This window comes from Sagittula sp. NFXS13 (assembly GCF_040148795.1).
GTDB lineage: Bacteria > Pseudomonadota > Alphaproteobacteria > Rhodobacterales > Rhodobacteraceae > Sagittula > Sagittula marina.
On record NZ_JAGEMH010000003.1, the window covers coordinates 555,694 to 567,738 of the forward strand.

Here is a 12,045-nt window from a genome sequence, read left to right on the forward strand (position 1 = left end):
GCTTGGCCGAAATGGGGCTTTTTTGTTGGAAGGACAACAAGATGACAGAGAAGACACGCGGCAAGCGAACAACGCTGGTTCACGGTGGCACACGCCGTTCGCAATACGGCGAAGTCAGCGAGGCCATGTTCCTGACACAAGGGTTTGTGTACGACACTGCCGAAGCTGCCGAAGAGCGTTTCGTGCAGGCCGGACCGGATGAGTTCATTTACGCCCGTTATGGCAACCCGACGGTGCGCATGTTCGAGGATCGCATGGCGGCGATCACAGGCTACGAAGATGCATTTGCCACGGCATCCGGGATGGCTGCGGTCAATGGCGCCCTGATGGCTCTGTTGAAAGCCGGCGACCATGTGGTGGCGTCACGCGCCTTGTTCGGATCCTGCCTTTATGTGCTGGAGAGCGTCCTGGCGCGGTTTGGCGTGGAAATCACGCTTGTCGATGGCACGGATAACGCAGCTTGGGACGCGGCGATCCGTGAGGATACGACGTTGGTCTTCCTCGAGGCGATCTCCAATCCGACGCTTGAGGTGATCGACCTGCGACACGTGGTGGAGGTGTCTCATAAGGTTGGCGCAAAGGTGATCGTGGATGACGCGATGGCGACGCCCATCTATTCCTATGCTGCAGAGTGTGGGGCAGATATCTGCGTTATTTCAACGACCAAGCACGTGGACGGGCAGGGGCGCATGTTGGGCGGAGTGGTGTGTGGCGATCGGGAGACCATTCGTGGTCCGATCGAGACATACCTGAAACACACGGGCGCGGCCTTGAACCCATTCTCTGCCTGGGTGCATCTCAAATCGCTCGACACGCTCGATCTGCGCGTGCGTGCCCAGGCTGGCTGCGCCTTGCAAATCGCACAAGCGCTGGAGACGCATTCCAAACTGGCCCGTGTCAGCTATCCGGGTCTTGCCAGCCATCCGCAACACGAGGTTGCCATGTCTCAGGCCGAGTCCGGCGGCACGGTCGTTGCCTTCGAGATTGACGGTGGAAAGGAGGCGTGTTTCCGTTTCCTGAATGCGTTGGAAATTTTCACCATTTCCAACAATTTTGCAGATTCGAAATCCATCGTGACGCATCCTGCAACCACCACGCACCAGCGCCTGCCGCAGGCGCAAAAGGATATACTTGGCATCTCCATGGGACTGGTGCGTCTGTCCGTGGGTCTTGAGGACCCTGACGACCTTCTTGCGGACTTGATGCAGGCGCTTGAGGCTGTCTGACGTCGGAAAAGAGTGATCCGGGGGGCGTCGCAGTGCGTAGACTAAAGCAAAGTTGGAAATCAACGCTGCACTACCTACGTTATGCAGCAAGACCGTTGGCTGAGGGGGCCCCCCTGACATGAACATGCATTCGCCTGAAATCGACCGCAAACCAAGCCGTGAAGACGCAGAAGCCGCATTGGCGCTGCTCAAGCGCTGGGCTGGCGCCGCGCATGATGCGGAGATAGAGCAGCTTGATCCGGCACTGGTCCGTTTCTCCGCTGATGCGACGCCCGACGCCTATCCCGTGCTGTCCCGTCAGTACCCTGAGGAGTTCGAAGTCGACCCAGCCTACAAAGCCCGGATGCCTGACCTGCAAAATGGTCCTTCGTCACTCATTCGCGGCGAAAACCGCATGATTCAGCACGTGGGCATCTCGAATTTCCGGCTTCCGCTGCGCTACCGCACCCGTGACAACGGCGATTTGTGCTTGGAGACCAGCGTTACAGGCACGGTCAGCCTTGATGCGGACAAGAAGGGCATAAACATGAGCCGTATCATGCGGTCCTTCTACGTCCACGCGGAGAAAACTTTCAGCTTCGAAGTGATTGAGGCGGCTCTGGACGATTACAAAAACGACCTTGAAAGCTTCGATGCGCGGATCAACATGGCTTTCCGGTTTCCCTTGAAGGTCGAAAGCCTGAGATCCGGTTTGATGGGCTACCAATATTACGACATCGCTCTGGAGCTGGTGGACAAGGGCGAGGAGCGGGTCAAGATCATGCATCTTGATTACGTTTATTCTTCCACGTGCCCTTGTTCACTCGAACTGTCGGAGCACGCACGCCGCGAGCGCGGTCAGCTGGCAACGCCACACTCGCAGCGCTCTGTCGCGCGGGTATCGGTGGAGGTCCTGGAAGGCGATTGCCTGTGGTTCGAAGACCTTATCGAAATGTGCCGCCGTGCGGTTCCGACTGAAACACAGGTGATGGTTAAACGTGAGGACGAACAAGCGTTCGCTGAACTGAACGCCGCCAACCCGATCTTTGTCGAGGACGCGGCGCGGCTTTTTGCCGAACAACTTCAGCAGGATACTCGGGTCAGCGACTTCCGGGTCGTGGCCAGTCACCAGGAAAGCCTGCACAGTCACGATGCGGTGTCCGTGCTGACCGAAGGCACACGCTTTGCTCAGGACAGCCTTGATCCGCGTCTGTTTGCGAGCCTTTTCCACGTTGGATGAGTGCTGACGAGCAGTGCGCTTGACTGCGCTCTGCTCGTTTGTGCGCCATATGGCCCGCGTTTTGCTGATAAACGCGATGGATTAACTGTTTCGCAATGTCATCCGTGGCAGCCTATGAGGCGATGGGAGGAAACCCAAACGCAAAAGAGGTTTCCGAAATGCCGAGTGACAACGTGAAAATCACAATGGGCCATGCGCAGCTTGGGGCTCGCATTGACCTTTTTTTCGTGGAGCAGGGGTTGGGCTTTAATCCCTACAGCTTGAGGCGGGCGAGACTGCGCCACATCATCGAGTTGGAGGTTCGCTCAGACGGCGAATTGGCCGAGCTTGGCCTTACCCGAGATGGCATTCTTCCATTTGTCTTCCGTGACCTTCTGGCAGCCTGAGAGCACGACGATAGGTCGGATGCGCGTGGATGCTTGACAGCATCGAACATGCGCCCCAAGGCTCTGCGCATGTTTGATATTCGTCCCGTCGCCTATGTCATTGGCCTTCTGGTCACGGCTCTGGGGGTTTGCATGTTGCTGCCGATGCTGGTGGACCTCGCAGAGGGACGCGGCGAATGGCATGTCTTTCTGGAAAGTAGTCTTCTTACCATCCTGACCGGTGGAATGATCGCGCTGGCCTGTGCCAATCGCGTCCAGGAAGGCCTGTCGATCCAGCAGACTTTCCTTTTGACCACCGGGGTTTGGGTGGCGCTGCCCGTCTTTGGCGCATTGCCTTTCGTTCTGGGCGAAACCGACGCCAGCTACACTGACGCATTTTTCGAAGCCATGTCCGGCATGACGACCACCGGATCGACGGTGTTCTCCGGTCTCGACACTTTGCCGAAAGGTTTGCTGTTGTGGCGGGGTTTGCTGCAATGGCTGGGTGGGGTCGGCATCATTGTGGTTGCCATGGTTTTCCTTCCTGAACTCAAAGTCGGGGGGATGCAGATTTTCCGGTCGGAAGCCTTCGAGACGATGGGTAAAATTCTGCCCCGCGCGACGCAGATTTCTTCGTCGATCTCCACGATCTACATCTCGCTCACACTGGCCTGTACTGTGTGCTATATCTTCACCGGCATGGGGGCCTTTGACGCGACGGTGCACGCGATGACGACGGTCTCGACTGGTGGCTTCGCGAATTACGATGCCTCCTTTGGCGCATTTTCCGGGTCAGCGGAGTATGTGGCATCGGTCTTTATGGTTCTCGCGGCGCTGCCCTTTGTACGTTACGTGCAGATGCTCAACGGGTCGCAAACAGCCCTGTTTCGCGACAGTCAGGTACGGGCATTCCTTGGCACGATCTTTTTTCTGGTTGGTGTGACGGCGGTCACCCTGATGTGGATATTCCCGCATCACCCGGAGCAAGCGTTCCGCGAAGGATTGTTCAACATCACTTCCATCATTTCAGGCACCGGATACGCCAGCGTTGACTACATGGCGTGGGGGCCGTTCCTGATCGCGTTGTTCTTCTTCATCGGTCTGATCGGGGGCTGCGCGGGTTCAACGGCCTGTTCGGTCAAGATATTCCGCTACCAACTGCTTTTCGCGTCCATCAAAGTACAGCTGCGCCGCATCCGTTCGCCAAATGGTGTCTTTGTCCCGCGCTACGACGGTCGGCCGGTCGGTCACGACGTCTTGAGCTCGGTCATGAGCTTCTTCGTCTTCTTTGTGGTCTCTCTGGGTTTGCTGTCCGTTGTACTCGGCATGATGGGGCTGGATTTCATTACGTCCGTATCGGCCGCAGCAACGGCACTGGGCAACATCGGGCCGGGCCTGGGTGATCAAATCGGGCCGGCGGGCAATTTCGCGGGTCTCTCGGACGGGGCAAAGTGGGTTTTGAGCTTTGCAATGCTCTTGGGGCGGTTGGAATTGCTGGCGGTCTACGCGCTGTTCACCGTACGGTTCTGGCGCGGCTAAACCATCCACTCGACCGAACCAAAAAAGCCGGTGACGCGCATCACCGGCTTTCTTGTTGCTTGATCACAATGTGGGTCTCGCTTCGGGGCGAGGTTCCCAATGTGGGCGGGTCGCACGACGGGCGCGACCCAGGGAGTCGGCTCAGCCGATTTCTGCCAGTCGTGCGAGGGCTGCTTTGATCTTGGCCTCGTCGCTTTCCCGCTCGGCGAGATTGGCGCGCGCTTCGGCGACAACCTCATCCGGGGCGGAGGCGGCAAATTTCGGATTGTTCAGACGTCCGCGCAGGCCACCCAATTCCTTTGCCAACTTGCCGAGCGTCTTTTCAAGGCGGGCCTTTTCCTCGGCCACGTCAATGATGTCCGCCAATGGCAGGCCAAAGGTCGCGTCGCCGACGGGAATGGTGACGCAGCCCTTGGGGAAGGCGTCAACTTCGGTCAGGCCGTCGATGCGGGCGAGACGCTTGATGAGCACCTCGTTGCGGTCCCATGCGCCGCGCTCCTCGGCGCCAAGGCCGGTGACCAACATCGGCACATAAAGGCCGGCAGGCACATGCATCTGCGCCCGGGCAGAGCGGACGCCCTCGATCAGACCGATGACCCAGGACATTTCCTTGTCTGCTGCGGGATCCGCCACAGATGCGCCGTAGGTCGGCCAGGCGGCATGCACCAACAGGCTTTCGCGTGTGCCAAGAGTGCCCCAGAGCTCTTCGGTGATGAAAGGCATGATGGGGTGCAGCATGATCAGGCACTGGTCCAGCACCCAGCCCATGGTGCGACGGGTTTCGCCGACAACGCCATCATCCTCGGAGCCAAACAGCGGCTTGGAGAATTCGACGTACCAATCACAGACCTTGCCCCAGACAAATGCGTAGAGCGCATTGGCTGCATCGTTGAAACGATACTCCTGCAAAGAAAGATCGACGGTTTCGCGCACGCGGGCGGTTTCTCCGATGATCCACTTGTTGACGGTCTGCTGCGCCGGCACGACCCACGCGCCGTCGTTGGCGGTCTCATGATGGGTGAAGACCTCGTTCATCTCGGCGAAGCGGCACGCGTTCCAAAGCTTTGTGCCAAAGTTCCGATAGCCCGCGATACGGTCCACCGACATTTTCAGCACGCCGCCGATGGACGCCATGGAGGCATTGGTAAAGCGCAGCGCGTCGGCCCCGTATTCATCCACGATTTCCAGCGGGTCGATGACGTTGCCGGTGGTTTTGGACATCTTCTTGCCCTTCTCGTCCCGGACGAGCTGGTGCAGATAGACGGTGTGGAAGGGGACTTCGTCGGTGACGGCCAGTTGCATCATGATCATGCGGGCGACCCAGAAGAACAGGATGTCCTGACCGGTGACGAGCACGTCTGTCGGGAAATAAGTCTTCATTTCCGCCGTGTCCTCTGGCCAGCCAAGCGTGCCGATCGGCCAGAGGCCGGAGGAGAACCATGTGTCCAACACGTCCGGGTCGCGGAACATGGGCAGCTGCATCGGGGCGTCAAAGGACCGTATCGCCCCTTCGTCGCCCACGTTCATGGCGTCACGGACAGCTGACAGGACCTCTCCGGCCTCGGCCATGTCGGCAACGATGCGGAATTCGGTGCCTTCGGCGGACATCATGCGCGCCTTTTCAAGCGCCTCTTCCTCGGTTGCCGCGCAGATCGGATACCAGTCTTCCTCGCCCGGGATGTACCAGACGGGGATCTGGTGGCCCCACCAAAGCTGGCGCGAGATGCACCAGGGTTCGATGTTTTCAAGCCAATGGTAGTAGGTCTTTTCACCTGATTCCGGCATGATCTTGATGCGGCCATCGCGCACGGCGTCCAGAGCGGGGCCGGAGATCTTCTCGGCCTCGACAAACCACTGGTCGGTCAGCATCGGTTCGATCACGACCTTGGACCGGTCACCGAAGGGCTGCATGATCGGCTTTGCCTCGACCAGCGGGACGAGGTCTTCGCTGCGGTCTTCACCACCTTCTTCTGGCGCGAGCGGCTTTTTGACAGCCTTGCCCAGACGCGGGTCGGTGGCAACGGTCATCACGGCAAGGCCATCTTCGGTAATCTCTGAGACGACCTTTTCGCGCGCCTCGAAGCGGTCCAGGCCGCGCAGGTGATCCGGCACGAGGTTGATCAGATCGGTCTCGGCCTCGGTCAGCTTGCGATTGCCTTGCGCGACCTCCATGGCGATTTTGGCGGCTTCTGCATAGGGCGCGCCGTCATCGCGCATCCGGCCGGAGCGATCCATGAGGCGGTAAAGCGGAATGTCGCCGCGCTTGGCCACCTGGTAGTCGTTGAAGTCATGCGCACCGGTGATCTTCACCGCACCGGAGCCAAAGCTCGCGTCCGGATATTCGTCGGTGATGATCGGGATCAGACGGCGGTGCTCTTTCGGTCCGACCGGGATTTCACAGAGCTTGCCAACGATGGAGGCATAACGTGTGTCGTCTGGATGCACCGCTACCGCGCCGTCGCCAAGCATTGTCTCAGGCCGCGTGGTGGCGATGGAGATATAGTCGCGCACTTCGGAGAAGGTGACGTTGCCGTCTTCGTCCTTTTCCTCATAGGTGTAGGTCACGCCATCGGCTAGCGGATATTTGAAGTGCCACATGTGACCGGCGACTTCGACGTTCTCCACCTCCAGATCGGAGATGGCGGTTTCGAAATGCGGGTCCCAGTTCACAAGGCGTTTTCCGCGATAGATCAGGCCCTTGTCGTACATATCGACAAAAACCTTGATCACTGCATCGTGAAAGTTGCCCTGACTGTCGGCCTCTGGCGCGCCCGGCGCACCGGACATGGTAAAGGCGTTGCGTTCCCAGTCGCAGGAGCTGCCCAGCCGGTGCATCTGCTGGATGATTGTATCGCCATATTGCGCTTTCCAATCCCAGACATGGCCTAGGAAGTCCTGGCGGGTCATGTCGGTGCGGCGCAGATTCTGCTCTGCCTTCAGCTTCTTTTCGACCTGAAGCTGGGTGGCGATGCCTGCGTGGTCCTGGCCGGGCTGCCACAGCGTGTCAAAGCCGCGCATGCGGTGCCAGCGGACAAGAATGTCCATCAGTGTGTGGTTGAAGGCATGGCCCACATGCAGCGCGCCGGTCACGTTCGGCGGCGGCAGCATGATCGTGAAGCTTTCGTCACGGGACTTGTTGGCCCCGGCGCGAAAAGCCCCGCTGTCGATCCATTTGGCGGACAGGCGCGGTTCAGCTTCGGCGGCGTTGAATGTCTTTTCCAAAGGCATGGCTTGGACCCCTCGTTCTTTGCCTGATGTGTTACCTGTTGGGCGGACAAAGGGGAAGGGCGGGCAGCTGGTCGCGCAGACCTGTTTGCTGCGCAAAAGCGGCCCGCCCACCCAGAGCGATCCCAAAGTGGCCAATTCAAGCATGTGCAAGAATGGAAAAAGCCCGCGATGACGGTTTCATCGCTGGCCGAGTATACGAGCGCCCTAGGGAGGAGGGTAGGGGCCCCGAACCAAATCTGTGGTGCGACGGTGCCAGGGAGGAGGAGGGGCACCGTCGCTGATGTCGGAAACCCCAGGGAGGAGGAGAGGGGTCCGGCATGTCTTGGCCACCAAATCCCCGTGGAAGAGGAGGCCGGTTGTAAGCGCGACGGTGCCAGGGAGGAGGAGAGGCACCGTCGCTCGTGTCGGAAACCCCAGGGAGGAGGAGAGGGGTCCGGCATGTTGTGGCGTCCAAACCCTTGAGGGCAAGGTTGCCTGAAAAGCGCGCGACGACACCAGGGAGGAGGAGAGGTGCCGCCGCTTATGTCGAGGCCCCAGGGAGGAGGAGAGGGGCTCGGCATGGCTGGGTCGCAGACCTAAGGAATGAAACCCGTTATCTGGATGCGACGGTGCCAGGGAGGAGGAGAGGCACCGTCGCTGATGTCGGAAACCCCAGGGAGGAGGAGAGGGGTCCGGCATGTCTTGGCCCATTTGGACCGGTGTTGGTATGGCGACGCATCCAGGGAGGAGGAGAAGATGCGCCGCCGTAGACGGTAGGGGCAGGGAGGAGGAGAGCCCCAGTCCGTATTAAATTTCCTTTGACGCCTGAAGAGCGACGCGGCGAATTTCAGCGCGTACCAATCCAAGGTCGGCCAGATCACGGTTCGACATCGCATACAGTTCGCGGAAGGTCTGGTTGAACACCTTGCGACGTGCGAGGTGCGCTTTGAAAGCTGCGATCAAACCTGCAAAACCGGCGACTTCGGTGCCGTGTGCCTGTGTGTTGAACTCTGTTGTATCTGCCATTGTTCCGTGCCTCGTTGGCGAAAATCTTGCGACTGCTTGTGTCGCTGTTGAACTCAAGATGGAGGAAATGCTGCGCTTGCACAATGCCTGCATCGTCATTGCTGCCATGCAGAAAGTGCATACTCGGAGCTGGCAAATTTTCTAAAAGTGGCGCGCAAAATAGCATTTTATGGTGTTAAGGTGTATTTCACCTAGGGTAAGGCACAACCTGAGAGGTATTGCGACGGATTTTTAGGCAGCCCAGTTCCGAGAAGTGACGAATCAATATTGTCGCGCGTAAAAAATATTCTTGCAGCGATTCATGTTGTGGCTTTGTGCGCGTAGGCCAATTTCTCGCGCCGCATGAGGAAAATAGGACGGGGCGCAGCAGTCGGCTGCGAGGCGGGACGGCAAGCGGACGGTGCGAAGCGTCAGGCTGCGACTTGCAAGTGCAGGAACAGGTCGTTGACCAGAAGTGCGGGATCGACGTTCACGCCAATGGCGTGGCGCGCACGGTCGCCTGCATCCTGGATTGCTTGTGCCCAGGCACGCCCACGCGCAGGATCCGGAGACAGGCGGGCGAGCACCTTGCCTTCACCTGGCACGATTTCCGGCGGAGGTGTGCCGGTCACGCCTGTCCGCGCCAGTCGCGCTGCGATCCGATCCGTCAGCGTCAGCAGAAGGGCAAGTCGATCTTCACGCCCCTTGCCGGCGCAGCTTTCGGCCAGTGACAATGCGGCACTTCGATCAAGCTGTGGCAGGGTGCCGAGCACAGACAGAATTTGGCGGTAGAGGTCCAGCCCGTCCAAGCGATGCAGACGCATCGCCGTCCCGACAGACCCTTCGGACAGAATATTGAGGGCTTCTGTGTCCTCGGGGGGAAGGTCGACGCCAGCCTGCGACAATGCGGCCAGCATGTCGTCATGGCCCAGGGGGGAGAGGCGCAAGGTCCGGCACCGGCTCTTGATCGTGGGCAGCAGGCGCGCCGGTTGATGACAGATCATCAGGATTGTTGAGCGCGCGGGCGGCTCCTCCAGCATTTTCAGCAGGGCATTTGCCGCCTGAGCGTTCATTTCGTCCGCCGCGTCCACAATCACAACCCGCCGGCCGCCATCGGCCGACGACATGGAAAAGAAGTGCGACATCTTGCGCACCTCATCTACCCGGATCAGGGCGGAGAACTTGCCATCCTCGAAGTTCTTCTTCTGCTCGCTTTCCCCGGTGCCGCTGCCACCGCGGCGCAGGAGAAACAGCCCCGGCTCCGAGCGCGCGACCAGTCGGCGGGAAACAGGGTGTTCGGGATCAATCTCAAGCGACGTGGCGGGCGGCGGCGCGCCGAATAGGCCATCATCGTCTATAGGCGGCGTCGCCAGCAAAAAGCGCGCGATGCGCCACGCCATCGTAGCCTTGCCGACACCGCGCGGCCCGGTCATCAGCCAAGCGTGATGGAGGCGGTCCGCATTAAATGCAGTCAAAAAGTCTGCCTCGGCCTGCGGCTGGCCAAAGATCTTCAGCGTTTCGCGCGGATGCGGGGCACCATCAACGCGATCTGGCTCGGGAGCGGGCTGGATATCAGCCACAGGCCGTGTCCATCAGAGCTGATGCGACAATGGCGTAAACATCCTCGGCGACAACTTGCGGCTGCCGATTGCCGTCGATTACGTGGATCCGTTCAGAAAATTCCTCAGACAATGCAAGAAAATCCTGTCGCATCTGTTGTTGAAGCTCAAGTCCGAAGTCCTCGAACCGTTCTTCCATCGTGGCGCGGGATTTGGCACGGGCCAAGGCGGCTTTCGGGTCCATGTCAATCAAGAGTGTGAGGTCTGGCTCTCTCCCGATAATCAGGTCGTGCAATGTATCGACAGTCTGTCGCAGGCCTTGGCGCCCCTGATACATGCGCGTGGAATCGGCGAAACGGTCGCAGATTACGACACGCTGATCGGCCAAGGCCGGACGGATCGTCCGTTCCAAGTGGTCTCGGCGCGCAGCAGTGAACAATAGCAATTCCGTCTCAGGCGACCAGCGATCCGGGGCCCCTTGCAGTACCAAGGCGCGGATTTCCTCGGCCCCGGCAGAGCCGCCGGGTTCACGGGTCAAAAGCGGGGATCTGCCATCTGCGGTCAGGCGCTCCGCCAGCAGGCGGGCCTGCGTGGACTTGCCGGAGCCGTCGATGCCCTCGAAGGACAGAAACAACCCTTTGGTCACGAGGCGTCCTGAGTCTCGATCTGCGCCTGTGCTTCGCCGCGCGGCTGATCGGCGATGCGTTTGAACAAGGCCTGGCTCACCGTCATCATCCGATCGACAAAACCACCTGCGGCCACGTCCTTGCCGGCAAACAGCGGGACGCGTGTCTCAGGCAGGCCTTCGGGTTGGATGATCAGTTCGGCAAGGCGCTGGCCCTTCTGAACGGGCGCTTCAATCGGACCGGTATAGACAACTTCGGCATGGACGCCGCCGACGGTCATGGTCGGCAGTAAAAGTGTAATGTCTTTTTCCGCCACAAGATCAACACTGTCTTCGGCCCCTAACCAAAGTTCAGCCTGGGTGACCGGCATCCCTTCGGTGACGATGGTCTGCTCAGCGAATTGCCGGAAAGCCCAGTTCACGATGGCCTCTGACTGCTCGGCGCGGTCAGCGGCGTTGTCTAGGCCGGTCATTGCAAAGATGATGCGGCGATTGTTATCCTTGGCGGACCCGACGAGGCCGTACCCTGCCTCCTGAGTGTGACCCGTTTTCAGCCCATCGGCGCCGATATCAAGTGACAACAGGGGGTTTCGGTTAGATGTGTTCGACGGTGCGCGTCCGTCAAAGGCGAATTTCTTTTCCGAGAACATCGGATAGAAATCCGGGAAGTCCTTGATGATATGTGTCGCCAGCAAGCTTAGATCACGCATGGACATGACGTGACCCTCGGCAGGCCAGCCGGACGCGTTCTTGAATTTCGAATTCGTCATGCCGAGCTGCTGCGCCCGCTGCGTCATAAGTCGGGCGAACCCTTGTTCCGTGCCGTCGGGGGACAGAGCTTCTGCCAAAACCGCGCAGGCATCATTGCCGGACAGCACGATGACACCGCGCAGAAGATCCTCGACCTTAACCCTGTCCTGCGTGTTCAGGAACATGGTGGAGCCCGTATAGGACATTGCATGCTGCGAGACTGGCAGCCGCTCTTCCAAAGACAACTGCCCCTCGCGGATCGCTTCGAAGGCAATATAAAGCGTCATCAGTTTTGACATGGAAGCCGGGGGCAGGGCCTCGTCGGCGTTCTTGTTCAGCAAAACAGTGCCGGTGGTCACGTCTACAACAAACGCCGCACGAGCCTTGGTGTCAAAGGCGTGCGCCCCAGTCGCCATCAGCGCAAACAGCGCGGCTGAAGCGAAAAGCTGTCGGGTCCTGTGCATGGTGCGGGTCATTGGCGGGCCTCTGGTCCATGATCGAATCTGCTACGCGCCAGTTATCGCGCATGTCTGGTCGGGTGTCACCCGCT

At 59.5% G+C, this 12,045-nt stretch carries 9 protein-coding genes; 4 read left to right on the forward strand and 5 right to left on the reverse strand.

Annotated features, from left to right (window positions below; translation table 11 throughout):
- Nucleotides 1-41: 41 nt before the first annotated feature.
- The 4 genes from J4E08_RS10560 (at nucleotide 42) to J4E08_RS10575 (ending at nucleotide 4,349) form a co-directional block, all read left to right on the forward strand.
- The gene (locus J4E08_RS10560) at nucleotides 42-1,226 is read left to right on the forward strand and encodes an aminotransferase class V-fold PLP-dependent enzyme (RefSeq protein ID WP_349538430.1); all 1,185 of its coding nucleotides are present in this window, start codon (nucleotides 42-44) and stop codon (nucleotides 1,224-1,226) included.
- Between the two features lie 118 nt (nucleotides 1,227-1,344).
- Nucleotides 1,345-2,445, forward strand: a complete 1,101-nt coding sequence (folE2, locus tag J4E08_RS10565; protein WP_349538431.1) for a GTP cyclohydrolase FolE2 — start codon at nucleotides 1,345-1,347, stop codon at nucleotides 2,443-2,445.
- A gap of 104 nt (nucleotides 2,446-2,549) precedes the next feature.
- Entirely contained in the window at nucleotides 2,550-2,831 is a 282-nt protein-coding gene (locus J4E08_RS10570) for a hypothetical protein (RefSeq protein ID WP_349538432.1), read from the forward strand.
- Nucleotides 2,832-2,900: 69 nt separating this feature from the next.
- Nucleotides 2,901-4,349, forward strand: coding sequence for a TrkH family potassium uptake protein (locus J4E08_RS10575; RefSeq protein WP_349538433.1), 1,449 nt, complete (start codon nucleotides 2,901-2,903; stop codon nucleotides 4,347-4,349).
- A gap of 141 nt (nucleotides 4,350-4,490) precedes the next feature.
- On the opposite strand, the gene J4E08_RS10580 is transcribed toward J4E08_RS10575, so the two are convergent.
- The 5 genes from J4E08_RS10580 to J4E08_RS10600 form a co-directional block, all read right to left on the reverse strand.
- A complete protein-coding gene (locus tag J4E08_RS10580; RefSeq protein WP_349538435.1) occupies nucleotides 4,491-7,577 on the reverse strand; it encodes a valine--tRNA ligase in 3,087 nt (1,028 codons plus the stop codon).
- A gap of 786 nt (nucleotides 7,578-8,363) precedes the next feature.
- Nucleotides 8,364-8,690: a DUF1127 domain-containing protein gene (locus tag J4E08_RS10585; protein WP_349538436.1), complete on the reverse strand. Its 327-nt coding sequence runs from the start codon at nucleotides 8,688-8,690 to the stop codon at nucleotides 8,364-8,366.
- Nucleotides 8,691-8,992: 302 nt separating this feature from the next.
- Nucleotides 8,993-10,141 (reverse strand): DNA polymerase III subunit delta', encoded by a 1,149-nt coding sequence (locus J4E08_RS10590; protein WP_349538438.1) that lies wholly within the window; start codon nucleotides 10,139-10,141, stop codon nucleotides 8,993-8,995.
- Entirely contained in the window at nucleotides 10,134-10,766 is a 633-nt protein-coding gene (gene tmk, locus J4E08_RS10595; protein ID WP_349538439.1) for a dTMP kinase, read from the reverse strand. The genes J4E08_RS10590 and tmk overlap by 8 nt, the downstream gene beginning before the upstream one ends.
- On the reverse strand, nucleotides 10,763-11,971 hold the full coding sequence (locus tag J4E08_RS10600; protein ID WP_349538440.1) for a D-alanyl-D-alanine carboxypeptidase family protein: 1,209 nt from the start codon (nucleotides 11,969-11,971) through the stop codon (nucleotides 10,763-10,765). Before J4E08_RS10600 ends, tmk begins: the two co-directional genes overlap by 4 nt.
- Between the last annotated feature and the right edge of the window lie 74 nt (nucleotides 11,972-12,045).

Bases quoted from the DNA above. Each gene is read 5' to 3' on its own strand.
- folE2 (WP_349538431.1), top strand. From the start codon at position 1,345: ATGAACATGCATTCGCCTGAAATCGACCGCAAACCAAGCCGTGAAGAC.
- J4E08_RS10585 (WP_349538436.1), bottom strand. From the start codon at position 8,690: ATGGCAGCAATGACGATGCAGGCATTGTGCAAGCGCAGCATTTCCTCC.
- J4E08_RS10580 (WP_349538435.1), bottom strand. From the start codon at position 7,577: ATGCCTTTGGAAAAGACATTCAACGCCGCCGAAGCTGAACCGCGCCTG.
- J4E08_RS10560 (WP_349538430.1), top strand. From the start codon at position 42: ATGACAGAGAAGACACGCGGCAAGCGAACAACGCTGGTTCACGGTGGC.
- J4E08_RS10600 (WP_349538440.1), bottom strand. From the start codon at position 11,971: ATGACCCGCACCATGCACAGGACCCGACAGCTTTTCGCTTCAGCCGCG.
- J4E08_RS10575 (WP_349538433.1), top strand. From the start codon at position 2,901: ATGTTTGATATTCGTCCCGTCGCCTATGTCATTGGCCTTCTGGTCACG.